Source organism: Aeromonas sp. Y289-2 (assembly GCF_027705925.1).
In the GTDB taxonomy this organism is placed as follows: domain Bacteria; phylum Pseudomonadota; class Gammaproteobacteria; order Enterobacterales; family Aeromonadaceae; genus Aeromonas; species Aeromonas veronii.
The window spans coordinates 1-26,944 of sequence record NZ_JAPDCH010000015.1; the positions used below are offsets into that span (position 1 = coordinate 1).

22 protein-coding genes and 1 pseudogene are annotated in these 26,944 nt (G+C 46.0%); all 23 read right to left on the reverse strand.

Features of this window, described 5'->3' with window-relative positions:
* Positions 1–220: hypothetical protein (locus OKC43_RS18095; protein ID WP_270804088.1), on the reverse strand; the 220-nt coding region annotated here is incomplete at its 3' end.
* A gap of 17 nt (positions 221–237) precedes the next feature.
* The gene (locus tag OKC43_RS18100) at positions 238–648 is read right to left on the reverse strand and encodes an H-NS family histone-like protein (protein ID WP_005344269.1); all 411 of its coding nucleotides are present in this window, start codon (positions 646–648) and stop codon (positions 238–240) included.
* Between the two features lie 557 nt (positions 649–1,205).
* Complete coding sequence (locus OKC43_RS18105) at positions 1,206–2,861, reverse strand: PglL family O-oligosaccharyltransferase (RefSeq protein WP_270804087.1); 1,656 nt, start codon at positions 2,859–2,861, stop codon at positions 1,206–1,208.
* 178 nt (positions 2,862–3,039) lie between these two features.
* Positions 3,040–5,151: a YjbH domain-containing protein gene (locus OKC43_RS18110; protein WP_201951813.1), complete on the reverse strand. Its 2,112-nt coding sequence runs from the start codon at positions 5,149–5,151 to the stop codon at positions 3,040–3,042.
* Positions 5,151–5,897 (reverse strand): capsule biosynthesis GfcC family protein, encoded by a 747-nt coding sequence (locus tag OKC43_RS18115; RefSeq protein ID WP_201951820.1) that lies wholly within the window; start codon positions 5,895–5,897, stop codon positions 5,151–5,153. The genes OKC43_RS18110 and OKC43_RS18115 overlap by 1 nt, the downstream gene beginning before the upstream one ends.
* Positions 5,894–6,538, reverse strand: coding sequence for a YjbF family lipoprotein (locus OKC43_RS18120; RefSeq protein ID WP_201951823.1), 645 nt, complete (start codon positions 6,536–6,538; stop codon positions 5,894–5,896). The genes OKC43_RS18115 and OKC43_RS18120 overlap by 4 nt, the downstream gene beginning before the upstream one ends.
* 57 nt (positions 6,539–6,595) lie before the next feature.
* Positions 6,596–6,856: a hypothetical protein gene (locus OKC43_RS18125; RefSeq protein WP_201951826.1), complete on the reverse strand. Its 261-nt coding sequence runs from the start codon at positions 6,854–6,856 to the stop codon at positions 6,596–6,598.
* A gap of 280 nt (positions 6,857–7,136) precedes the next feature.
* A complete protein-coding gene (locus tag OKC43_RS18130; protein ID WP_201951829.1) occupies positions 7,137–9,311 on the reverse strand; it encodes a polysaccharide biosynthesis tyrosine autokinase in 2,175 nt (724 codons plus the stop codon).
* A gap of 62 nt (positions 9,312–9,373) precedes the next feature.
* Positions 9,374–9,802 (reverse strand): arsenate reductase/protein-tyrosine-phosphatase family protein, encoded by a 429-nt coding sequence (locus OKC43_RS18135; protein ID WP_201951842.1) that lies wholly within the window; start codon positions 9,800–9,802, stop codon positions 9,374–9,376.
* Between the two features lie 235 nt (positions 9,803–10,037).
* A complete protein-coding gene (locus tag OKC43_RS18140; RefSeq protein ID WP_270804085.1) occupies positions 10,038–11,153 on the reverse strand; it encodes a polysaccharide export protein in 1,116 nt (371 codons plus the stop codon).
* A 292-nt stretch (positions 11,154–11,445) separates the two neighbouring features.
* The gene (locus OKC43_RS18145) at positions 11,446–12,177 is read right to left on the reverse strand and encodes a glycosyltransferase family 2 protein (protein WP_201951848.1); all 732 of its coding nucleotides are present in this window, start codon (positions 12,175–12,177) and stop codon (positions 11,446–11,448) included.
* A 122-nt stretch (positions 12,178–12,299) separates the two neighbouring features.
* The gene (locus OKC43_RS18150; protein ID WP_108588313.1) at positions 12,300–13,103 is read right to left on the reverse strand and encodes a glycosyltransferase family 2 protein; all 804 of its coding nucleotides are present in this window, start codon (positions 13,101–13,103) and stop codon (positions 12,300–12,302) included.
* A 38-nt stretch (positions 13,104–13,141) separates the two neighbouring features.
* The gene (locus OKC43_RS18155; RefSeq protein ID WP_201951851.1) at positions 13,142–13,867 is read right to left on the reverse strand and encodes a glycosyltransferase family 2 protein; all 726 of its coding nucleotides are present in this window, start codon (positions 13,865–13,867) and stop codon (positions 13,142–13,144) included.
* Between the two features lie 79 nt (positions 13,868–13,946).
* Positions 13,947–14,720 carry a hypothetical protein gene (locus tag OKC43_RS18160; RefSeq protein WP_146181127.1) on the reverse strand — a complete coding sequence of 258 codons (774 nt, stop codon included), beginning with the start codon at positions 14,718–14,720 and terminating at the stop codon, positions 13,947–13,949.
* 531 nt (positions 14,721–15,251) lie between these two features.
* A pseudogene (locus tag OKC43_RS18165) lies at positions 15,252–16,154 on the reverse strand (IS481 family transposase).
* 214 nt (positions 16,155–16,368) lie between these two features.
* Complete coding sequence (locus OKC43_RS18170) at positions 16,369–17,352, reverse strand: glycosyltransferase family 2 protein (protein WP_201951854.1); 984 nt, start codon at positions 17,350–17,352, stop codon at positions 16,369–16,371.
* A gap of 14 nt (positions 17,353–17,366) precedes the next feature.
* The gene (locus OKC43_RS18175; RefSeq protein ID WP_270804083.1) at positions 17,367–18,902 is read right to left on the reverse strand and encodes an MATE family efflux transporter; all 1,536 of its coding nucleotides are present in this window, start codon (positions 18,900–18,902) and stop codon (positions 17,367–17,369) included.
* A gap of 213 nt (positions 18,903–19,115) precedes the next feature.
* Positions 19,116–20,243 carry a polysaccharide pyruvyl transferase family protein gene (locus OKC43_RS18180; RefSeq protein WP_201951860.1) on the reverse strand — a complete coding sequence of 376 codons (1,128 nt, stop codon included), beginning with the start codon at positions 20,241–20,243 and terminating at the stop codon, positions 19,116–19,118.
* Positions 20,244–20,368: 125 nt separating this feature from the next.
* On the reverse strand, positions 20,369–21,391 hold the full coding sequence (locus tag OKC43_RS18185; protein WP_234922455.1) for an exopolysaccharide biosynthesis polyprenyl glycosylphosphotransferase: 1,023 nt from the start codon (positions 21,389–21,391) through the stop codon (positions 20,369–20,371).
* Between the two features lie 770 nt (positions 21,392–22,161).
* Positions 22,162–24,147, reverse strand: a complete 1,986-nt coding sequence (locus OKC43_RS18190; RefSeq protein ID WP_270804082.1) for a nucleoside-diphosphate sugar epimerase/dehydratase — start codon at positions 24,145–24,147, stop codon at positions 22,162–22,164.
* Entirely contained in the window at positions 24,144–25,169 is a 1,026-nt protein-coding gene (locus OKC43_RS18195; protein WP_270804081.1) for an MraY family glycosyltransferase, read from the reverse strand. The genes OKC43_RS18190 and OKC43_RS18195 overlap by 4 nt, the downstream gene beginning before the upstream one ends.
* Positions 25,169–26,125: an NAD-dependent epimerase/dehydratase family protein gene (locus OKC43_RS18200; RefSeq protein WP_216983011.1), complete on the reverse strand. Its 957-nt coding sequence runs from the start codon at positions 26,123–26,125 to the stop codon at positions 25,169–25,171. Before OKC43_RS18200 ends, OKC43_RS18195 begins: the two co-directional genes overlap by 1 nt.
* Entirely contained in the window at positions 26,125–26,937 is an 813-nt protein-coding gene (locus tag OKC43_RS18205; protein WP_270804080.1) for a glycosyltransferase, read from the reverse strand. Before OKC43_RS18205 ends, OKC43_RS18200 begins: the two co-directional genes overlap by 1 nt.
* Positions 26,938–26,944 lie beyond the last annotated feature (7 nt).

Consider the following 26,944-nt stretch of genomic DNA (forward strand, 5'->3'; position numbering starts at 1 on the left):
AGACCAGCAGATCATTTTGGAGGTATTGGGTGAGCGCTATCGGCAAATTTATTCCTAAATCAGGTGCGGAATGTCGGATATTGAGCAAAGTAACAGTGAAGTGAAACGACGGTAAAAAGGATACAAGCGAGGATGTAGATAACAATGGGGCGAAGGGGCAGATTGGATAACCACGAGTAAAACGGCAAAAATAATGCCGCTCAAAGGCGGCATTATTCAATCTCTGAACCTGAAGAATTAGATCAGGAAATCGTTCAGGTCTTTACCCAGTGCTACTTGAGCAGCAATGGCTTTCGGCATACGGCCTTGACCGGTCCAGGTTTTTTCCTGGCCATCTTCTTCGTACTTGTATTTAGCCGGGCGCGGAGCACGCTTGCTCTTGGCAGCGCCAGTCGCAGCAGCCGGAGCTGCGGCAGTCGCCAACAGCTCACGAGGATCAATACCCGCCTGCTGCAGCATTTCGGTGAATTCATTCAGCTTGCGCTGACGCTCTTCCTGTTCAGCACGCTCCTGTTCAACAGAATCGGCGCGCTCTTGGTAAACCAGGTCAAACTTCTCTTTAGCTTCCAGCAGTTGCTCAAACGGCAGCTCACGAATAGCCGCACGCAAACTGCGAATGTTCAGCAGAACTTTCAGAAACTCGTTCATTATTTCCTCACAAAAAAGTCGGTTACAGGGATAACTGTTTCAGAATAGCATGGACAATTCATAACTACATGCAATTTTTACTATCAGGGCATACTTGGAAAGAATATGAAAATAAACTTGCCAACAAACTCACGCTTTCACCCATTAAACCTATCTCGCCTAGACATCTCTTTTGATATCACCACCAAATCGAACATACACATCTGAAACTATTAATATGAGGTTCAGGGTAATTGCCATCAACATTTTTCAGAAAATGCAACTAGTGCGTCAAACGATTCCTGAGCAGTACCTGCATAAAAAAATAGAACGATGCCTGCTCGCATCATGAGCAGATTAAGACCATGCGTCATATCACCCAATCGATCGCGCCAGGGATTAAAATCATTTAAAAACAACAAGTTAAAAACAACCCAATGAACATAAAAAAGGCGCGCGACTAAAGATGCATTCTCCCTCCAACTTACCTTTTACACGGAAACCACAGGTTCATTCTTACAGCTATAACGGGATAGAGACAAGCCGCTATGATTGTCTCATATCCCATTTTCCAAGCCTTAGTTGGCAGCTCCAGTAGGTAACGTATCCACACCACTGACCATTGGTTTAGAGGTTGCCTCAATCAGCAATGGTTCTTTTGGATACCAACGGAGCGCTTCGGCTCTTAAATTACGAGCCTCGTCAGGGCGCCCCAACGCATTCAATGCAACAACCATGTTCGCGTAGATATTTGCTCTGGGTGTATGGCGAACAAAATCTTGCCCCCATGCCAGGTAAGCTTCCAGTTCGGTCTTATTCTGAGTCTGTAAACCCACCATCAATCGTACCGCATTTACATCAAACTCAACCCGCGTCAACCAAGCCATTGGATTAATAATATCCAGCAACAATGCTGGCTCCTTATACCCCCCCCGTTCGTATTTGGTGACGACCCAGGCAGTATGAAGCGCAGTCAACATGAATGGTACGATAAACAAGGGGATGGAAACCGCCAGAAAGCGTAACAACAACTTATGGGGGTAACGGTATACGGCTATCCCTCTGGCCGCGTCTGCCCCACAGGTTTCATCGATATACCAGACCAACATCAATAAAAAAATCCAGTGAGCAATGGAGTGATAGAGGGGATATTCGACCTGGGTATGAAGTGTAATGGGTACGACTAATGCCAATAAGGCCAATCCATGCGACCAGGATTGACCCACTACACGCCATATCACAGCGGCGCCCATCACCAAGAGCCCGATGACTGGCAAGATACCCCCTTCAACAGCCCAATAAAGCAACTCATTATGAGGATGATCAAGATTGTACTCAATCTGTGGCATTGCCGGATTCAATAACTTGTCTGCCATATAGTTATGCAGGAATACAGATTCGAAAGAACCATATCCCCATCCGGTAAAAGGATGTTGTGACAGCAGGTGCAATGCATACGACCAATAAATCGTACGATATCCCCCCGACTGATAGACAGAAAGACCCCGCTTGACCCCTTCCACACCATACAGAGATGCGAGTCCGAACAGCACGCCCAATAAGATACATGAAAGAGTCACCTTCAAAGCGTGGTTTCTCTTCAACCAGGGAAGCATCATCAGCAAAGCCAATATTCCACCCAGTTGCCCAACTCTGGATTGAAGAACAATCAGCAATACCACTGAACCAACGATCACATACCCCTGAAGTGCCTTCAGCCATCGATGTTGGTTGAGGGTATTTAGCCAAGCAGCCAGAGACAAACCGGTGGCCATAAAACTGGCCATCACGTTGGGTTGCTGAAAAATGCCATAGGGACGATTTGCTTTGGTGTCATAGCCAAGCCAATTGCCCGGTGTTAGCAGGTAATACTGCACCAGACCCAAGGTCATTTCGATAGCTATCGCGACCAGCATAAGCGTCAATAACTGTTGACGCGCCTTCGGTGCAAGACGGAACTGATAGAGCGAGAAGAGAAATAATCCGCCGCCGACAAGACCACCGAGGCGAGGAAGTGCGTAATCACGCAAGGTGGCGTCAGACCACGCCATGGGTAGCAGCATCAATACAATCGCCCCCCCCCAAACTTGCAAGAGCCTGCTGGATACCAATTCGCCTTTCGACGTGATATGCCACAACCCCAGACAGATCATCAAAGAAGCAAATATCCATCCCCATGCGTTGAAAGGAAGATAGAGACCTGCCCCACCCGGGTTATGCATGAAAAAATGCATTCCAAGTCCCAACCAAAGTATGCTTATCCCCCAGAAGAAAAAAAATACTCGCTTTTCCCGATGGGCTGATAGCACTGATGACCCGGTGGACGGAAATGTAGCCATAAAAAAAGCGCTCTGAAAAAATGGTGTTTCATACAACCATATTCAGAGCGCTTTACTCAAGCTATAGCATTAATTAGTCAGGGAATGATGCGTTGCTACTCAAACTGTAAAGACTGTATTTTCTGGCCAACATCTGGCCCCCATCTCTGGTCAATGGCATCCAGCCAATCGAGCCTTTGCTGGTTGTCGGGCGAAGCAGCATCAAGTCGAAGGGAATCGTCACATAGATACCTTTAGTGAAACTCCCCTCTCCATACTCATCAGCAGACACATCAGTCAGCGTTGCAAACACCCCTGCCACAACGCCGGATGAGAAGCGTTTGGACAGATCCAGTGTCGCCCCGACATCCCCTGCCAGATAACGGCCAATAGAGAGCTGGGCAGTCACATCATCAACATAGGGCAGTTGCCAATAACCGGTCACATGGCCTGTTGCCACATCGTAATCGGCCATCCGCAAGGTATTGTTCCAATCCCGTTGCTTGACCCAGTTCACATCAGCCGCAATCGCCCATGAACGACCAAAAGGACGATACAGCAGTTCGGCACCACCACCGGCGTACATCATCTCCAGATAACCGGCATAAGCCTGACCATACCACTCAGGTGAGAACTGCTCGAAATGGGTCGCTTGCAGGTTGTTAAGCAATACATCGGAGGAGCTGACATACTCCCGGATCCAGGTTCTCACCCTGGGCAAAGCATCCCCGTCCAGCGGTGGATTCTTGTAATTGAACTTGTCGTAGTTATTGGCCAGGTTCACAAATACTGTGCCCCCCAGCCAGTTCTTCTCGGTCACCCGCCAATCACCATTGAAGTTGAGACCAAGCTGATACATGTAGAAAGACTCCGGCCCCCCAACAGACTGGTTCAACACAGGATCCACACTGTAACTCAGCGCCGAGCTGCGACTTTCATGGCGAACAGGTGCCGACGGTGCATTGGCTGCGATGACATCCGACTTATAAGTAGTCTCTTGTCCCAATGGGAGGTCACTGTTTGCCAACCGTACAGAGTCCATGTCCACTACAGTCTCACGGATATCGAGCCCTTTCTTCTGCTCAACGATATGCAGAGAGTGAACCGAAGCGGGCAACGCATTCGCGGCCAATAATGACATTCGATCTTCGGCTTCATCTGGCTTGCGATACTTCAGCTGCTCACCGCTGACAAAAACACGATCGTCCGTGCCATACCAGACCAGATCACGATATCCGGCATTGCTTTTCGTCTGCCCACTGAGTGCAGCCCAATCGACATCATCCAGTTGGGCCGGACTCTTTTCCGGTTGATACTCAGGCCGGGGCTCATCCAGATGGGCCTGCTGCAACTCATTAAAGTTGGTCCGCATAGTAATACCCCACATCAGGGTATTGCCACGCTGATAGCTGAGATGAGTATCCATATTATCGAAAATACGATACACGGCACCTATGTTGACTGGTGAGCTATGCGGCAAGGCTCCATAGCCGCCTTTGCTGTTACGGGCTGCATACTCACGGCTGTAATCATTACCGTCATATTCCAGTTTCAGACGCAAAGGGCGCCATGGCGTCTGATACTCGATACCGCCAAACAAGGCCGCCGGGCCGTGGAACAGACTATCGACCTCAAATTTGCCGCCATTGCCCGCATAACCATCATTACGCTGGCACCAACTCTCTTTGTATTCACAGAAGGGGTTCTTGATATTGCCGCTCTCGGCCATATTCCCCCAGCCCATTCCAAGGGTGAAATCAAACGGGCCATAACGTTTACTGGCAACAACGTACTCGCTATCGAACAGGCCTGTCCCCATCAAGTCTCTGAAGCCCAATGATACTTGGGGTAAGTAATCAGACTCTTGCCAAAGTCGGAATTTAAAATCCATCGACTTGTCTTTATAAGTCTGATCCCCGCTGAACTGCTCGTAAGGGCTATACAGGCGAGTTCTGACATCGGTATAACGCAGCGTGGCCTCAAACCAGTCAAAGGGCTGCATGGAGATCGACCAGCGTCGATACTCTTCGTTATCCATGTAGTTGAAACTGAACTCGCCTTCTGCGGCCATTCTGGCACTGGGCATCTGCAGCAGACCTGCCCCACCGAAATCACTTTGCGATGGGCCATAGGGATCATTCGCCCCGGGTGCAGCAACACAAACGGTCGAGACGGCCAGGGCTATATATGAAAGTTTTGGAATCATTAATGAGGCACCCTGTTTGCAATTATCTCGGCGATCCGCTGATTTATTCCGGCAAATGAAGAGGGCAACAGGTCAGGATCAAACCCGACCAGCAGTGCAGCCCCCGCCATGGGTTCACGATGAAGCTTGTTCCAGACGGCAACGGGGACCATATCAATATCACCGGTTGGCTGGATCAACAGCAGATGAGCAGAGTCGGCCCCCTCCAGCAGCGCATCACGCTTCCAATATTCATCAACACCTGCACCGGGAACCAGAGGCAACGTGGGGAGCGCTTCCATCAGGCCAAACATGGCAACCTGAGGCTGGCGGGCAGCAACAAACAGTCGGTAGTTGCCTTCCAGGCGAGGGTTATCCTGCGGGGAGCGCTGGGCATTGTCAGGATCAACTATCACAGGCAAGCGGCCGGTAACGGTGATGCCTTCGAGTTGATGTGCAAGACGAGCCGCAGAAGAGGCTCGTTGAGCCTCACCTTCGCTACGCCATATGCTCGCCAGACTCTCCAACTCACGGATCACCGCCGCCTGCTTGAGCTCAAACTCATGTTGACGGGCCGGCGTCGTAATCTGGGCAGAGCGCCAATAGATGGGTGATGGCAGCAGCTTGTTTCTCAGCAAGGCATCAAGGCGTGTCCCTTCACTCAAGGTGATGGGATCTTGAAGACGCCCCTGATAGTAAATGCTGACACTGGTATCCGCGAAGCAAGCTCCGGACAGCAATAAAAGAGATAGGGTCAGTTTTTTCATGACGAGAATGGCTTCAAAATGGTGAGTTCAATGACCGGCAGATCAGGGCCGAGATGTTGCTGGGTTTTTACTACCTGTCCATTAACCGGATCTCGCCAGAAAACGTTGGTCCAGGATTTCCCCCCCGGGAACATTGAAACCGTCTCTTCAAAACGCGTAGCTGAAACTCGGCGCGTCACCAGATCCAGCTCATCCTGTCCGGCACGGACCATCTTCCCTTCAAGACGGTAGCCGCTGAGATAGCGCTGTTCCCACTCTGACAAGGTACTCCAGTTGGCAGATGAGGTGGCAGCCATCGACAGTGGGTCGGCAGAACCACTCTCGCTCATGACCAGGTCATTTTCCATACCGACAGTTTTAATGACCCGACCGTGGCGGGTAATAATCATGACCCGGTCGGCTGTCAGCCAAGAGAGTTCATCTCCATTGACATAAGCCAATACCACGAAGATCCGCGGGTTATCACCGATTTTCAGATAAGCGCTTGCATAAGGCAGTTTATTGACATGCTCGGCACTGACGGTCACATCATCAGCCCCCAACACGGCATATTTGATAGTTTCGCTCGTCACAGAAGCAGTATTTGAACAACCGGTGAGAGATAACAAACCAAGAAAAACAAGATTGCGCGATAAAGACATAGAGTGACCACAGTGACATATAAAAAAATAAGGCTGCCAAAGCAGCCCTATATCATATTAACGAGTACTGGTTGTGGTTCCGGTACCACGGCCGGCATCATCGTTGGAGTTGGCATTTGCAATGGCAACACCAGCAATAACCGCAGCACCTACACCAACGGCAACAATGGTGCCAGTCCCGATGGCAGCAGTACTGGCAGCACCAGCACCTGCGGCGCCGGCAGAACCGGTGGATGCAGTAGAAGCAGTTTCTTCAGCAGCCATCACACCATGAGAGAATGCCATGGCAGCAGCCAGAATCAGGGCGGTTTTTTTCATTTCATCTTTCCTTGTTTATTGTCTACTTGTGGCTCGGAGAAAATATGGCATGACAACAATGCTATTACCATATATCCCTTTACCAACGCATTGCCATGTTCACATAAAGTTAAGTAACTCATTGTAAACATAGATAATTGCAAATATAGCATACCATCGGGACGCTATTATTGCACTGAAATACAGGTTGCATTCGAAAACTATTTTATGGTGGTCATAAAAAAGGTGCGCCATGAAGACGCACCCTGCATTCACCTATTGCGGTTATCCAAACAGAATGTCAGGCTTTTTCCTTGCTGCCATAACTGTATTGATAATATCCGTAGTTACCGTAATAACTGCTCGCCTTCTTCTCGACCGCGTTGAGCAAGATCCCCTTGATAGCGACCCCGTTTTGCTCGAAGCGGCGAATGGCCACCTCCACCTCTTTGACCGCAGTCTTGGCGAAGCGGGCAACCAGCAAGGATGCCCCCACATGCTGACCAACGATGGCCGCATCGGTGACCGCCAGGATGGGAGGGGAGTCAACGATGACAAAATCGTAGTGCTCGCTCGCCCAATCCAGCAGCGCTTTGAAACGAGGGTGCATCAACAGCTCGGAAGGGTTGGGTGGCACAGCCCCACGACAGACAAAATCAAGGCCATCAAACCCGGTCTGGCTCACAACGTGTGCCAGCTCTGTTTGACCCGCCAGATAGGCACTCAGACCAGCGCCCATCTCCTGCCCCATAACCTTCTGCATATAGCCTTTGCGCAAGTCGGCATCGATAACCAGCACCTTCTTGCCGCCCAGAGCCAACGTGGCAGCAAAGTTGGTCGACACGAAGGTTTTGCCAAGACCCGGGCCTGGGCCAGAGATCATCACTATGTTGTTTTTGGCTTCCATCATGGCGAAATGGAGGCTGGTTCGCAGACTACGCAGTGACTCCATCGCCAGATCGGCCGGATTTCGCGCAGCCAGCAAGGCCTCGTTGAGAGGCATTGCCTGTCGCCGCTTCTTCTGCTGCTGCTCGATGGTGGCCTGCTCAGAGGAGTAGGGGATAGTGGCATAGACCGACAGCCCCATCTCTTCCAACTGTTCCGGGCTTTCCACACCACGGTGGAAAGCAGCGCGCACCAGGATCAACCCCACCGACAGCATGCCACCCAGCAGGGTCGCCAGTACCACGATCAACGGTTTCTTCGGCTTGACCGCTTTCGTCTCAACAACGGCATCATCGATGATCCGCACATTGCCGATGGTGCCCGCCTTCATGATATTGAGCTCCTGCTGCTTGTTGAGCAGCTGGACGAAGATCTCCTGACCAACCTGCACATCACGGGTCAGACGCAAAATCTCCTGCTGGGTTTTTGGCAGACGCTTGATCGACTTGTTGATCGCATTTTTGGTATTCATCAAGGTCTGGCGCTTTTCCATCAGGGCGATGTAAGCGGGGTGCTGGCGGGTATAGAGTTGCTGCAACTCCGCTTCCCGGAAGGTCAGCTCATTGAGCTGCTTCTCGAGGCCCACCATGGTATCCAGTGCGGCTTTCGCTTCCAGCGACAGATCGACCGACTCATTCTGCTGGCGATAAACATTCAACTGCTCTTCAGAACGATTCAGCTCCTCTTTGACCTGAGGCAGATGCGTCTGCAAGAAATCCAGGCTCTTCTGGGCCTCTTCGGTCTTGCGTACCACATTCTGCTGCAGATAGTTCTGGCTGATATTGTCGAGCACTGCACGAATGCGGCCCTTGTCATCCCCTTCCAGCGCCAGCGAGATGATCCCGGTATTTTTGCCCTTTTCACTGACCTGAAGATCGCGCTGCAACTCGGCAATCACATCCAGAGCAGGTTGTTTGACCAGCGTGAAGACCTGCCCTTCAGCGGCTGCCACATCAGACAACAGCAGGGTGACATCCTCTTTCTCAAGCAGCTTGCCTACCTGACCTTCCAGCACCCGCCCCTCAACCTCAAGGGTAAAGTGTTTGTCTGCGTCAACCGTCAGCGTCAACGGCGTCCCCAGCAATTCAGGCGCAACTTCAAAACGGCTTACCGCCATCTTGGGATAGGGGTGCCCCATCAGCCGTGACAGACCACGGCCAACCAGCGGGAAGAAATTGGGTGTCACTACGGTATCGAGGTGAAGCTCTTGTACCGTACGGCCAAGCACCATACGAGAAGTCAGCAGCTCAATCTCGGCGGCGGCATCGGGCTGTTCACCGCCCAATACATCAGCCATATCCCCGAGCAGCGCGGCACCACTGGCTTTTTTCTCCACCTGCAGCAAGGCGTTTGCCTTGAAGACCGGGGTCGCCAACAGGGCGTATGCAACGCCAAGAACCATAAACAGAGTGGTGATCGTCACAATCCACCAACGGCCATCGATCAGGTAACCCAGCAGGCGCCCCAGATCGATCTCGTCATTCTCCACCGCGGCACTGCTCTGCCGGGACGAAACAGAAGAAGTCGTCATTAAACACAATCCATTTTTATTGTCAGATACAACCCAAACACCACCAGACGCTGCGGATGTCGTTACAGTTTTTTCGCCCACCCATCGGCGCTACGTACCAACAGCTGGTAAACATGTTCGTAAGCTTCCCGGCTCAGACGATAGGGATCGGGCACTTCACTCTCCCCCTGCCAGTGGCCAAACAGCATGGTTTTGCCACGGGCCCCCGGATCGATAGCCGTGACGGCAGAGATATGCCCTTTCTCCATCACCAGGATCAGATCGGCATCCTGACAGAGCTCGCGGGTCAGTTGGCGCGCCGCGTGTCCCTCAAGGGAAAGACCATGCTGCTCTGCCACCTCGCTCGCGACCTTGTCGGCCGGCTTGTCAACCAGGGCACTGACCCCGGCAGAACTGACCTGACGGCCGGGCAAACGCTCGCGAAGCAGTCGTTCACCGGTTGGGGAGCGGCAAATATTGCCCACACACACCACAAGAATTTTTTCAAACATATCGCTGTCGCTCTCTAAAAATAAAATCTGCAGCCACCGCCCCTCACTACGTGCATCTTCCTGAAGGAAGGCGGATAGAGGGCATACTGCCCTGCCCTATCCTCCCCGTTTGTCTCCGTATCAAGGCAACAAACAACCGGAGATAAGGGAGGCATCAGCCCCCCTCAATGCCGTCTCCCTGAGGGAGTACAGCTACACGTCAACCCAGCGGGAGAGGTTAAGCAACATCACTGCCTTACCAGTTGCGAACCCGCAGCATGCCTTCGGTCAGCTCGTTAAAGCCGTTGATGGAGGGCACCAGCTGACTCAATACGCGATTCCAGCGCGTCACCGGCGCCGTGGTGACATAGACCACGTCGTAAGGTTGCAAAGCAAACTCGGTACCCATCACCAGCGCAGTGGCATCACTCAGGTCGAGCTGATAAATGGCGGCTTTCTCTTGGGCTTTCGCGGCAGGACGCAATACGAAGATGCCGGTCGCATTGGCAGCATTCTGGTTAAGGCCCTCGGCACTGCTCAGCGCTTCGGTCAGGCTCATCCCCTCACGACCAATGGTCAAGGTCGATGCCTTGTTGACCTCTCCCATCACAAAGACTTTCTGGGCATCGTTGCGCGGTACATAGAGCATGTCGCCGTCACGCATCAACTGATTGTGAGAGAGATCCCCATACTGCAGCAAATCCTGCATGGAGAGCGGGAACTCCTTGCCCTGGCGGGTCAACACCACATGGTGCCAATCCGCGGTCGGGGTCAACCCGCCAGCCAGATTGAAGGCATCAAGCAGGGTCATCGGCACATTGGTGATAGGCTGGGCGCCCGGCTTGGTTACCTCACCGGAGATATAAACCTTCTGGGAGCGGAACGCCGCAATGCTCACATCCACCTGCGGGCTCTCGATATACTGGGCCAGACGCTTGGCGATATCGGTACGGATCTGTGCGACAGTTTTACCCACCACGTCCACCTTGCCGATATAGGGGTAGAAGATGGTGCCATCGGCATGGACCCAGTTGCCCGCTTCGCTGGCACTGCGGTAAGAGCCGGCCGGGATGGTCAACTCGGGGTGATCCCACACGGTGACATTGAGGATGTCGCCCACACCAATCCGGTACTCGTAACGGCTGATCTCGCTATTGAGCTCAGGGTTGGCCTTACCCACCACCGGCGCCTTGCGCAGCTGGCTGATCAACGCCGGTGTGACCGGATAGACATCTGCCAGCTGATCAACATCAACGGAACCTGTAGCCACCTCGGTTTTGCCACTGGTGGAAAGATTGGTACCGGGCACCACAGTACATGCACTGAGCAGGGCCACGGCCGACAACAGAGGAATGAGCTGAATCCTTTTCACTACCACACCTTATTAAGCTTGCCATCAAGAACTGAACGGAAAAATCGCCGTATGATAGCGGAAATTTCGGATAAATATGAGAGGAATTTATAAAAAATCACCAAATAAAAGTAAGCATGGCTCTGGAAGATAACATCTATAAAAATATGATTATCATGCAACCAAGTTATATCGTTGATGATTGGATTACTCTAATCACTCAGGCCCAAACTGACAACCAGCCAAATTATAAACATAACTGTGACAAATTGAGCCGCAATAATAACGCCAAATTCTCATATGCTATAGAAAACTAACGCACCAATGCATTCAATACATAACAATGCCAATAGTAAGCACTTTTAAAAACACCAAGACCTAAATGTTTTCTATATATATCCCATTGCCACAAACTGGCTTTAAACTTGTTTCCAGAGAGTGATTTCTCTGACACTCTATAATACGCCAAATTGTCTTGCACACAGAAACATTTCGATGTGCGGCTCATCACATCAAGCCACATAATATAGTCTTCATGTCCAACTTGACGCTGAAAAACCTTACCTATACGTTCCTGATTGTACACACCAGTAAGGTTCCCAATTTTATTTCCGGTTAGCATATCAGAATAAGTAAACTCACTAGGGAAAGTTCTTGTGGATATCGTGGAGTCTATCGAATTACTAAATGTTGAATAGTTGCTACAGACGACGTCATAGCCATTTTCCAACATAAATAATTGGCTCTTTAGTTTGTTTTTAGTCCATTGGTCATCACTATCGAGAAATGCAATATAACGTCCCTGAGCAGCAGAGATCCCAACATTTCTCGCTATTGATACTCCTTGGTTACTGACTTGCCGAATATAACAAATCCTTGGATCATTAAAAGATAAAACCAAGCTTTCAGTATTGTCTATCGATGCATCATCAATAACATACAATTTCCAGTCTTCATAAGTCTGAGCTAACACAGAATTAATACTGGATACTATGAATGCTTCCGCATTGTAAGCAGGCATAATAATTGATACTGTTTCAATCATGGCTAAAAGCCTTTCCTATATTAAACACCACGCATTCATAAAATCATAGTCATAACATATCGCCCAGTATATAAGCGCTCTGAATTATGACTTTACTATCAAATAAAACCGAATTAAAAATGCTAACGTTTAAATGGGCGAATTAACTTTGAAGCACACCAAAGAATTATCATCCTATGATGCCGTAAAAATTTATTCCCATTGATAAACTTATAATAATTGTGAGCAACGATCTGTTTTTTTAGAGCCCGTAACACTGGCATATTAATGGAGTCATTCCCACCATGGATTAAACGGCAAACGTGCTCGTCTATATATGCCACTTCATCAGAGTTTAGTAAACATGCAAGCATGTTAATACGAGAATCTAACCATACATCATCAAAGCCGTCTTTGAAGATGAACGCCTTATATTTTTCTAAAAAAAATCCTGAAACAATAATCGATGATGTAACAGATATCGTGGGGAATATTGAACTGTTAAAGCAAACTTTTCTTTTTATATTTTCATAATATATATCATTTTCAGAAACATTTTTCACTTGAGTAAAGTTTACTACAGATGACTCGATTTTTCGTTTGAATTCAGCGCTTATGATTGAGAAGTCGAAGTAATCATCTGCATCCATAAGCCAATAATAGTCTGATGATGAAAAATAATCACTTGCCATGACTTTCCCTAAACTTTCAATTTGCCCCATGTATGGCATTTTTCTTCCGTAGTTAAGCTCACTCCTTTCAAAAACAACAATGTTATTAATCCCCTTGGAAACATATTCATGTATGATCTTAAGGCTATCATCTGTGGAACCATCATCGCAAATCAGTATCCTGAAGTATGCGTCATTATAAATTGGCTCCATCTTTGTCAGTAGTTTTGTCAAAAAATCAGAATAATTCCAATTAAACACAACAACATTAATCACTTACGCACTCTCCAAAATAAACAATCTACATGCCAAAGTTATCTATATAACTTTTCAACTAAATTTTCTTGCCCTATCATATTTATATAACGAATTCTCTTAAAATGAATAAAGCATGGTGTAAATATTGTAGAACGATATTGTTCAAGCTTAGAAAGCTTATAATCAAACTTCAATTCTTCGTAATATTCGCCATCAACAAAATTAAATGAACCATCATTTTTAAAAACATATCTTTCAAAGGATAACTTCATTCCATATACTTCAACGCCTCTAAATATTATTACCCTCTTATTTTTTCTCATTAGATTTTGAATTTTAATAAGCGCTGATGGAGTATACAACAAATGAGCATCTGCTTTCATGACGTAATCAGAAGTGGCTTTTGAGAAAGCAAAGTTATAATATGCTGCTAATGAGTTCTCCTTTGTTAGATTGCGAGAATAACTCTCTCCAGCAATAGCCAGCTTATGATTATAACAATAGATTTTAATTATACACAGATGAGATAGTTGATCTTTCAATCTGTAAGCAATTTCAAGAGTCGCATCAGATGAATTATTATCAACAATAATGATTTCTCTACAAATAAGAGCTAGCGAGCTTATAGATACCTCTAAGTATGTTTCTGCATTTTTTACTCTGAAGACTGCAGACAATGTGGGTGAACTGGCTCTTTTTTTATATATATCATCTTGTATCGAACCGACACTCTTATCAAACTCCAACCTCTTTAACGTATTTTTTAAACCAATGTCAAACATTCTTCCCGTTAGCATTTACACCTCGCACCACACATATCAATAATTGATTAGAGTTTACGACAAGTCGGTTAAAAATTTACTACCCCCCCTCATTCCCCAATACAGCATTTCTATTTCTTGGAATCATCGACACTATAAATATAAGCATCCAAAAAACAGGCTGTAGATAGTCAAACTTTCCATTCAAAATAATAAAAAATAATATAAAATGCATATTATCTTTCAGTTTAATTCTCGACCAAACGACAAATGCTATCGTGCCAAAAATGCCAAATGAGTAGTATAAGTTAAGAAGGAAACCACTATCTCGAATTGTGTAATCATATATATAATACCCTTTGTTATATACTGGCGTGGATATCACATTAATCCCATTACCAAAAATGTGAAACAGTGAATCTTGATTTAAGACCATATCAACTAAAACGCTTCTCGTCGCAAGCATATCATATTCTGATACATTATTTAGACGCTCATAGCTAAACATTAAAAATAATGCTATTAACGTAAAACTAATGACAGGAATTAAACCATACTTCAATAGTATATTTTTAATGCCTGATCTATTAAATATAAAGATAACAGATATTGATATTGAGCAAATTAGAATCCCCGCTGTCGACAAAGTCATCATAGATGATATGAACCCTAGGAATACATAACCATCAACTTTTTTCAAAAGTATTAAGTAGCAAAATGTTACTATTGATATGACAGCGCTAGCATTGGATGGCTCAGTAAAAAATGAAGTAGGTCGAATGATTTCAAACTCTTGAAGCGTTTTACTTAGATATCTAGATTCTGAATAACCAAATGAAAATAGGCTATTAAAGTCAACATAATATCCTCCCACCCAATAAACCATTATTTGGACCAATAAAGAACAACATAAGATTACGATTAAAAACCTGAAGATCTTTACACCTAAACAAATATTATAACTAAGTAATAGTGAAACAGAAAAATAGGAGAAAAACATATAGAGAAGAGCAACAATATATATATTTACGCTTGAGTTATATTTATTTACAGAAATCGAAAAGATACAATAAAATACAAATATAAACACAAGCCAGTAATCTCCGTTTAACAATCGAATATTACCAATCTTATTGTAATTAATGAGCAGACAGAATATTAACCACACAATAGCCATGCCTAACATGTATAGGCCTGAACTCATTAACGAAAGAAAACAAAACAATATAGCCAGACTTATTTCACGCATATAAAATCTCATGATATTTATCTTTTCATCAAAAACAAAAGTGATTCACTAAGTGATATTTCTAGGAGTTAAATTCTCATCAACATGAAGTCAACAATGCTATGTACAGACCTAGTTATCACCTGACACCGGCCTCAAACCGGGGTCTTGTTTACGCTACTTTATACGCACTTCCTTCGTTATCAATTTCAGACCCGTCTTGAACATGTTGTAGGGGGTCTGCCCCTCTATTATCCAGCCCTGATGTGGCCGCTGGTTATTGTCGTGTTACAGGTAGCTTTCCAGATCTGTCTACATCTGCTCTACAGGCTCATACCAGGTTATCCACCCCTTGACACGGCAGTGTTCATCAACCAGGGGGCTTATAGTCACTCGATCAAGCCGCAGCTCTGTGGCCCACGCACCTTGGTTGTCAGCCGCCCACAGAACTCGCGCCCATTGTACGGCAGCATGATAGACCAGCGCCTAATGGGCTTCGAAAAATGGCAGCACTGTTTCGTTGGAGTGAGATCACCGGCAGCTTGCTGGTGTAGAGCAGTCTCTAGGCGTGGAGACTGTAACAGTCAAGCACGGTTTGCAAATACACCTTGCCGACACCCTTGAACACACCAACGAAGAAGGTGTCGACAGCCTAGTGAATCTCAATGGCGTTCGCGGCACTCGGGACTAAAGTCCTCTAACTGGCGAATTTTCTCGTCTTTGAGCTCAATGACCTGTTCCTGGTGGGTTTTCTCGAGGCGCAGCAAGCGGTCGTGTTTGAAGAGCAGGTCGTGACGTTGTACACGCCACGCACTCCGCAGCTCTGACGTTGATACCCTACAAAGCGAGTTCCTGCGCCCGCGCACTGGCCATGGGTAGGTTTCGAGGATGGCCTGCTCAATCTAGGGTTGGGGGCATTCGGTTGGGATTAGCCCCCTTAACAATTGTGCAATTTGTAGAGCAAGCCCTCAGCACTATCGACCTAGTAATTCCGGCGAATTTCGTAGAACTGCTGACGGCGGTAGGTGATGAGCTCGCAAACTTTCTGACGTTATTGAGCTCTTTGGCAAGCTCTAGCAGAGCTGAGTTTGCAACGAGCTTTTCTCGTTGGTGATCATACGGTGACTACAGAGATAACGCGCCGGGGTACCATTTGGGTATACGATTTGAAGCCGTATGACCACTCCCTGATTATGGATAACAATCAGGTGAATACATATGAACACACCTCTAGACAAACTCACTTGCATAGCGTAATGCATAATCAAACACATGATAAAATTTCGTACCAATTTTATCGAATAATAGCTTTGACTGTTTTTAATGTCTCGCAAGCTAATTTAGGATCTACAGCAAACATAACTGCTTTCATTTTCACAGATGTCGCAAACTCACCGTTCAAGAATTCATATAGATACTTTCTCAAGTATCTTTTATAACATTCCACCTCATCACTATAATCATCAGCATTATCGGTAATGTATATTGTATGAAGCGCAATATACATCGTCATATACTTATGATACATAACAGCCAGATCAAGAATGTCAGACTTTAAGATAATCCCGTTACTTATATCATCAATAGCAGCCAATGCATTTATATATTTTGGAATATTTACAACTGTAGTAGCACTTTGTTGGTTATCCTTCCTATAATTATAAACAGACCGTTCTCCAACACATACAAATCGTGCTTTTTGTGCAGCACTTACGATAAAATGAAGCCCCTCCCCCATATAGTATTTATTTGGAAATATAATTTTGTTTTTTTCAATAAACTCTCTTGAAAAAAGCTTATTCCAACAACCAATTTCAATTTTCCCAGGATAAAGTAATTCTGCTGATGCTTTGGCTGGTGACCAGTATTCAACTGAGTCAAGCTTAACATTATTATTAATGTAACCAGGGAACAAGTTGCAATTCTTTGACATTACAAACTCAGCTCCACTTTGCATGGCCAACCCCATCATGTATTCAACAAAGTCCGGCTCTAGACAATCATCACCATCAACAAAAACCAAATAATCACCAGAAGATGTACTAATACCTAAATTTCGCGCCTGACTTACGCCTTTATTCTCTGTATGTATTACTTTAATTCTATGATCTACATAAGATAGTCTATCTGCTATACAACCAGAGCCATCAGGGGAACCATCATCAATAAGTAAAACTTCTAAGTTTTGATATGTCTGATTGATTATCGAGTTAACACAACTCTCTATATACTTCTCTACGTTATACATAGGAACTATAACTGATACTAATTTTGTCATATTAATTCTCACTACTAACTTTTGAATTTCGTTATTAAATTACGCATGATTTTATTTAATACAATTTTTTCATTCATTTCGAGACTATATATATAAGAAAAAGATAAATACAGCATCACGCTTATTACAGCAATCAACAGCTCGCTGCCATAAAAAACCACATATGAAGAAAAAATTAAAGCAACAGCATTAGTTATGATAAATGGAAGCGCCATTTGTAAGATTACTTTATTTAAATACCATTTAATTCCTATGTCAAAAAACTCACTAAATATGTAAACCTTTAAATAACCAGTTACAAATTCAATCAACAACAACAAACACATTACATAATATATTGGAGCGTTAAAATAAAGCATTAAATATGAAATTGGTAAAACCAATAACGCAGTTGAACCAATCCATAATTGAAATTTTTTAATGTTACCTATTGCCTGAATAGCAGGAGTAACCCCAACTGTAAGTTGATTGACTAGATTTGAGAACAAGAAAAAAAAAGAAAACATAACAACATAATCAGGTATGACACCTAACCACAATTCTATAACATCAGGTAATATATATAACAGTGGCGTTGTTATCAATGCAACCAAAAAAAAACCCACTTTACTGGCCACTATAGATACATTGACGGTTCTATCTCTATTATCCTTCCCCTCACTTTTCATAATTTGTGGGTTCATCGCTGATAACAATGTTTGGGATAAGTTCTTAACTTGACCATTAATTTGAAATGCAATCCCATACGCCGCATTCATTTTGGCATCGAAAAACTTATTAATTATTACATTAATACCTTGTGTGTTTAGGACATAGCAAATATTTGAATATAAGCTCCATAAAGCAAAAGCTGACATCTCAATAAAAACACCTCTTACAAGTGGTGTTTTAAAAGTACATTCAATATAATAAACCTTACAGTACAAAAAATAAGCAAGAAAAGTGATGGTACTTATAGCTGCAATTGCAATTCCTAAAAATGCTAATCGAGCATGTTCACCAATAGCATTCATATATAATGATGTTAACAACATCATTAGCGATTTAAATATTAATATTAGTGCATCTACTCTGAAATTCTCACGAGAAATAACTAAGGCATTCAATGGAACAGTTATTATAGAAACTATTATTGATGCAACCACACCTAAATATAGATAACGAGTCTCATCAACGAGTGTATTATCTATATTTATAAAATCTTCTAATATTGTGTTCATCAGCAACAGCAATATCACCGCAAGAAGCGTCCCTACAATCAAATGCAGAATGCAGCTTGTTTTAAAAACAACCCCCAACTGTTCTTTATTACCAGTCCCCTGATAGAATGACAAATACCTCTGAGTGGACACCGTCATAGCCGAATTTAAAAAGGTCAATATAATTATCACACCGGTAATTAGGGCATAAACCCCATACCTCTCAACCCCCAGCGAACCAATAAGATATCTTACCGTTAGCAATGAACAGACGGTTGTGCATATAATTCTCAAGTATGAGATGACAGTGTTTTTTACTATTGTGATATTTTCATTTTTATTTTTCGTCATTTAATACACCTAATGGTATTAATGCATAACCATAATTTACATGTGGCTGAGAAGATTAAACTCCACCCCTATTTAATATAAACAGCCTTTTTATTTATCGAAAAGGATGGTGAGATAAATAAATAAGTCTTTATTAGAAATTCTAGTTACATAAAAACAATAAAATGTCGTGATTTTAAAATTACACCTAAAATCACGACATGTAATTTTACACTAGCGCAATGCTTCACGAATGAAATGCATTGACTCAGCTCTTAATTCATCAAGTTTTTTCTGCTCTAACTCAACATTGTAAGTAGGGGAAATAGCATCGAATGGAGTATTTATCGGAACTAAGCAATTTTCAATACCAAGCTTTGTTAAAAGCGATGCCTGTCTATCGTCAGAATTATTTATATTATTTACTACAGAATAAAGTGGAATGCCAAAATTTACAGCGAATGCTGTGCCATGGAATGAGGATGTCACTACGTATGATGATTTTTCAAATAGTTCAATAAAATTCTCAGCGCCAATATCACTACAAAGCTCATAGCTGATATTAAAATCTTCAGGTATTGGGCAAAATGAGAACACTTTCAAACCAGTTTTATTTTGCAACGATTTGAGAATGTTATATATATATGGGGTCACATCAAATGAATGGGTTATGAGATAGAATATAATATATCCATCATCAGGATATATTGATTTCTCATTTTTTGAAAAAACACCCCACTGTTCTTTATTCATCATTAACGTTGGATCTAACGTCACGTCAACTTCATGGCCAATAAGTTGCCGAACTACATGATTTCCACCAGAATCTCTAATCGATACGCTGTTATATTTTTTTAATCCAGTAGTATATGAAGACTTGTATTCATCACTAATACTATTCCCAGCAATACTCGCAGAAAAAGACACTTTTTTTGCCTTTTCTGGTGCAAACGATAGTAAAAATGTTGGATCACCCTTGGTATGCTTTGGATTCCAAGTTTGATCGCTACCGGTTAGATATACGTCATAACATGGAGGATTTTTACTTATCTCATCTGGGCTCGAATAAGGCTTTGATAATTTTAGATATTTATTCACAGCTTTTTCAAGCTTTAACTTTTTACGATGACCAGCCTTGATCCCTAATTTATAGATAATATCAGAAATTTTTTTCTTGAGAAAACTTTGCCCCTCAATACCTCTTGCATAATGCCATTCATTAGGAAACATATAATCTATTATTTCGCATTTACACCCACAATTTTCTATAACGTTCTGTGTTGCATAAGCTTGTAAAAATGAGCCATAGTTAACAACTCTATGCATTGTTACAACACCAACATTAAGAACTTTTCCAGACATATAAATCCTACTTTATTTAAAATAAATGCATCAAAAACAAAAAAGAGTTATCAACAAACTCAGTCAAATGTTATCGACTTAATAAGGCATCATAGGTAGTTGGACATAGCCGGAGCACACTATAATTACCGCCCCATGCCAAACAGTACAGTCTTAACAGTCAATATCAGGATCTTGATATCCAACATCAGGCTTTGATGCTTGATATAGAAGATATCGTATTTATGCTTCCAAACGGCATCTTCAATAGATGCCCCGTAGGGGTATTTGACCTGGGCCAGGCCGGTAATGCCGGGCTTGACCGCATGACGGAAGCGATAGTACGGGATAACAGCTTCCAGCTCTTTTATAAATACTTCCCGCTCGGGTCTTGGGCCAACCAGAGACATTTCGCCTTTAAAGACGTTGATCAGTTGCGGTAGTTCATCAATACGGGTCTTGCGAATGAAACGTCCAACACGAGTGACTCGGGCGTCGTTCTTGCTTGCCCATTGAGCACCATTTTTTTCGGCATCGTTTCGCATAGAGCGGAATTTGATTACGTCGAATTCCTGGTTGAACAGGCCAACCCGGGCTTGACGATAAAAGATGGGACCAGGTGATTCCAGTTTGATGGCCAGCGCAGCAAGCAAGCCAATGGGAATGGCAACCAGACTGAGCGCAATGGCAGAGACCAGATCCAGCGCACGCTTGACAATGCGATTGGATGGACGGGAGAGGATGGAGAAAGATTTCATGTGCAGGAAGTAGCCGCTGTGCAGCAACTCCACTTCAGTGCGGCCGAAACGACGATCCAGATAACTGACCAGCGGTTCAACGTAGGCGCCATATTTGGTGGCCAACACCAGCATTGCGGCCAGTTCATCGGGAAGGTCACCACTCTTGTAATGCACAAGGGTTTTGCCTTTCAGGGCCGAGAGGTCTGTCACATTGAAGTTCAATGTGAACGGATAATCAGCAAGCACCCGTTCGATAAGCTTTTTGTCATTGTCACTGCAGTAAACATAAAGCTCATCACTTTTCATGTGAACCCGCTTAAGCTCATACACCAGATTACCAATATCCAGTGAATGGCTCTCGGCCGTCAACTGTTCATTCGCAGCAATCCCGAAGGCTGCACTACTGTCTATTTTATTATGCATTCCCATAAGCTCTCTTCATGTCTATACCCAGAGAAACAACCATCGAGGTTTGTCTCATCGGCATTCGACTGCCACGTCACGTAGATTTTGTGTTTCCCTCCGGCAGCTTGTCGAAACGAGCCACAGCGAGAAACGAACAAAGAAAAGAGATTGATTTTTATTTGAAAGCGAAGGGCTGGACAGGAGGAGCTCGGCAAACTCGTCGAGTTGACGAGTCCGGCAGTAAAAACATTTCAATTACAATCGATTGCCAACCAGTGACAGACACCCGAATGATCACACTCCGGCGTTGTCACACTCTCTATCCCGTGCCATGTATCTGGGGACTACTGACGGTCCCTCTTGTATCGATATCATCGCTATCGCTAAAGTGCCGAATTGACTACAAAGAAGTCAGTTGCTGGCTAAAAAACAATCCAATCTATAAAAAAAATAATGGCTACCGCCCCTGAGTTACAGCTCCCAGTGTGCATGCAGTCTTTTTATATTGTTAAAAGAGTTAGTAAATGGCGTTGTGATTTACAATCATCAGCCTCTGGCAAGAGGGGCGACAAAACCAGTCGCCACGCCAGCTATTCGCCATAGCCCCTACACTGTGCACCAATATTTCACGCCAAAATGTAGGATAATTCCGAAATAGCGGGGGGGGATTGTACCTATGGTTCATCGAAATGAGTAGCCAATCTAGTCCGCGACTGGCTCGATCGATTAAAAAACAAACAAATTAGTGGGGAAGCAAAAAAAAAGCGCCCAATAATGGGCGCGCATATAAAAACTCAGTGATTGGCAAGCAAAAAATCTATGTTATGTGAGGGCAATTTAACAACATTATCACTTGGTGGTAGCTGCTGCTTCGCTAGCCACACCAGATCACAAATACCATCCGTCGGTTCGAATGCAGCCGGAGCATGCATCAGGATGTCGCGCACTTGCTGTTGATCAAAACGGTGACAAGCATCATCCAATGAGGCCAGCAAGGGGCGCAGTCGCGACCAGGGCAGCCAGCTCTCTTGTGCCACCATGATCCGGGGATGCTCGGTTCCTCTGGCATCATCACCAATCAGTAACTCTTCGTAGAGCTTTTCACCCGGCCGCAAACCCGTCACTTCGATGGCAATATCACCATCCGGTCGCTGCTCATCACGCAGTGTCAGGCCGCTGAGGCGTATCATGCGTTTGGCAAGTTCCATGATCCGTACCGGTTGCCCCATATCGAGCACAAAGACGTCGCCCCCCTCCCCCATGGCGCCTGCCTGGATCACCAACTGGGCAGCCTCAGGTATCGTCATAAAGTAACGGATGATATCGGGGTGAGTCAGGGTGATGGGCCCCCCTTTATCTATCTGCTGTCTGAATAACGGCACCACTGAGCCGGAAGAGCCGAGAACATTGCCAAAACGCACCATACAAAAACGGGTGCTGTGCTTCTCGCGGGTCAAGGCTTGCAAGATCAACTCGGCCAGACGCTTGCTGGCCCCCATGGTGTTGGTTGGCCGCACGGCTTTATCGGTAGAGATCAGCACGAATGTTTCCACCCCTGCCTCAATGGCCGCCTGTGCCGCATAAAGAGTACCGAATACGTTGTTACGTACCCCTTCAATGATGTTGAACTCAACCAGCGGGACATGTTTGTAAGCCGCCGTATGGTAAACAGTCTGGATCCTGAAACTCTGCATCACCGTCTTGAGACGATGCTGGCGCTGCACTGACCCCAGTAACGGCACCAGGTCCGTTTCAATTTCTTCACGCTGACACTGCTCCCGCAGGTTCTTGTGCAGGACATAGAGGGCGTATTCGGATAGTTCGAACAGTACCAGAGTGGATGGCCGGCACCGCAAGATCTGGCGACAGAGCTCAGAACCAATAGAGCCACCGGCACCTGTCACCATGACCGCTTTGCCTGTGATATTGGCTTCCATCAAGGTGGTCACAGGCTCTACCGGATCTCTGCCCAACAGATCGTCGATGGAGACCTCATTGAGCTGATCTATGCGGGCAGAGCCATTAACCAGATCAGCCATTCCCGGGATAGAGAGCACTTCGCAAGAGAGGGGCTCAAGTGCATTAATCACCTCCTGACGACGAGCCCTGGTGCTGCTCGGCATAGCCAGCAAGATCTTCTGCACCCCATGGTGGTCAATCAAGGTTGGCAGCTGGGCGCTGTTATAGACAGTACACCCCTGGATTACACACCCCTGCTTGGCTGGATCATCATCAACAAAGGCAACGGGATAAAACTCATTGCCTTGCAACAAGGCCATTTGCAACTGTCGGCCCGAAGAGCCCGCGCCGTAAATCAACACCTGGGTGCGAGCCAAACGGGTGGTATTAAGGAGCGCCCGGAAAAACAGCCGCACACCGCCAACCAGTAACACCAAAAAGGAGAGATAGATAACCGAGACCGTTCTCGGCAGAAAGATATCGAAATAAAACGCAGAGAGAACAAAGAAGCAGGTTGAAAGAAATGCCCCTAGCGAGATTGTCCATAGCACCCGAAAGCTGACATATCGGAGCACTGCGCGATAAAGCCCCAGCCTTACAAACAGACCGATGCTGACAATGATAATTGCGCCAAGCAGTGCCCAGTGATGCGGGCTATCGATTGGCCAGTTGTGTTCAAGCCGGATCCAGTACGCTACCCAATAGGTCATGGTGATCAGGATCATATCAACGGTGACAGATACGGCACGCTTGCTGGCTCGTGACAGGGAGCCCAGGCAAGTCAGTAGCCAGCTCCCACCAGGTAAAAGCTCATTTCTCATTCTGGTACTCCTGCATTCAGGTGATACGCAAGAAAAGCTAACGGCAAGTAGGCAATGACCAGACCGCTCACACCATCGAGCTGGCCCAATACAATCATGACAGCGATCGGCGCAAGCCAGAGGCTATTTATAAGAAGCACAGCCAAGGTCACGTTTCGATGACTTTGCCAACGTCTCGCCAGATATTGATAGCCATGAGTACGATGAGCCTCGCTCAGATGACATTTCAGACGATAGCGATTCAGTAACGTCCAGGTCGCATCAACCACAAAGACTCCGAGCATGACGAGCCATGCCCACAGGAATTGAGGTGCAGAAGCAGCATCCAGCAGCATCAGGGAAGCCAGCATCAAGCCAAGAAATCCGCTGCCACCATCTCCCATAAAGATCCTGGCGGGCGGAAAATTCCAGCACAAGAAGCCCGCCGCCGAAATCCCCAGTAGCAGGATCAAACTGGCAGACCACCACTCCCCCCCAACCAGATAGTGAAATAACGCCATGAACAGGCAGACGACAACGGCCTCGCCAGCTGCCAAGCCATCGATGCCATCCATAAAGTTGTACAGGTTGATAAACCAGATCACCCCCAGCCAGGCCAGCAGGTAACCAAACCAGGCAAGATCCAGCTGCCAGCCAAAGAAGGTCAGCGCTGGCAAACCATTAACCGCAGATACCACCAAGGCTGCCGCCATGCTCTGCACAATCAGGCGAGTTCGGGGCTTGAGAGAGATGTGGTCATCGATAAAACCAACCAAGGCAATCCCCAGCGCCGCAGCCCATATCAATGCGAAGCTGCTCTGGGACATGCCGGAGGGCAGTGGGATCAGGGTGACAAACAACGGGGCTGTCAGCAGAAAGGTGGCCACAATAGCCATGCCACCGCCTCTCGGGGTAGGCTCCTGATGCGAACTGCGATGATTGGGTTGGTCAAGCAAGTGGCTCTGGGCGTAACGCCTGAGCAGGCCGGTCATGGTAATTGAAAGAAACAGACAAAACATCAACAACAAAACAAATGCCAGCATCAAGACGACTCACTATGGGAAGATGCCATCAGAGATAGAGTCTGAGAGAGCGAATAGGGTGCCGACCATTGTAATCGGCTCTGAGCCTTACCGGTATCCATTTCCAGAGAGCTATAAATCCGTTGTAGCTTGACATCAATCCCCAAACAGCGGCCAAACCCTCTTATCACTCTTGGTGGGAGATAAAACAGCCGACAGGAAACCCCTTCTGCATCAGCAATCGTCGCCAGCAACAGCGATGTCGACACCGCGACCGGATCTGCAACCAGAAAAACCTGGTTCACTGCGGCAGGGTGTTCCATCGCCCTAGCAATGAAGTCACACAGATTAGGCAACGCCAGCAGGCTGCGCGCATTGTTCAAACGGGCAAAAGGGAGCGGGATCCCTTTGCGCACCCACATCATCATACTGGCAAAGTTAGCCTTCACCCCTTTTCCATAAATCAGGGGGGGACGGATGATGGTAACAGCCATATCACACTCTTTCGCGAGCGCCATCAGCCCCTGTTCCGCCTCATATTTCGAGCGTCCATAGGGATCTTCTGGAGGACTCTGCACATTCTCATTAAATGGCTTGCCTGGCACGGTATGCTCGCCATTCACTTTGATCGAGCTGATAAAGATGAAGCGCTTTACCCCTGCGTCAGCCGCTTGCCTGGCAAGAGTGAGCGTACCCTCGGTATTCACCGCTCGAAAAGCCGCCAGGGGGTCCGTCGCGGTATCAGACATCACATGCACTCTGGCTGCACAGTGAACAATCACATCCACATGTTGCAATTGGGCTGTCCAGTTTGCGTCAGCAGTCAAAGAGGGAGCCTGAACCTGGTACGAAACAAGCGGGCTACTGCGCACCGCACCTTTCACATTCGCCCCCAAACCAAGCAGGTGTTCACAGACCGCCTTACCTACAAATCCGTTGGCACCTGTGACCAAGACTGTACTTTTGATATCTGACATTACCACCAACGCCAACCGTGAATATTGAAGAAAGTCGCCATGGAACGCCCAAACATCCAGATATGGCGCCAGCCTTTGCGCGATGCATGACCACCGTGATGAACAACCTTCACCTGAGGGACATAGGCAATCCGGCTGATCTTTCCTGCCCGCAAACTGATGTCAAAATCTTCAAAATAGAGGAAAAAGCGAGGGTCAAACCCTCCAAGCTGCTGCAGTACATCTGTGCGAAACAGCATAAAACAGCCACTGACAATGGGTGGGTTCCACAGCACGTCATGATTATTGAGCTGATCTGCCATCTCATATTTCGCCAAGCGACTCTGAAATATCTGCTTTACAAACGCAGGCGCAAAACCACGCAGCAATAAATCAAATACGGTTGGATAGCGTTTGCAAAGCCGTTGTACCTCACCACCTTCCCATGTAGCAAAAGGCGTCAATAATCCGCAATCCTGATGCTGCTCCATAAACTCGAGCGCTTTTTTCAGCGCATCTGGGGCGACCTCAAGATCAGGATTTAATATAAGGTGATAACGCTGATGAGCTAATGCTGAAAGCTGGCGGTTATGCCCTGCACCAAAACCTGGGTTATGAGGATCGCTAACCACTTTAATCGGAAAATTCAAACCTTGTAAAATATCGCTATCAGGCTCTAACTCAGGCGTGGGTGAGTGATCAACCACCATCATAGTGATACGGATATTATCCATAGCATGCGAAATGGACAGTAAAGAACGGCGTAAAATAATATGATTTGGCTTATAAGCCACCACCAAAATAGTTAGTATAGGAGTATTGATGCTGTTCATGATACTT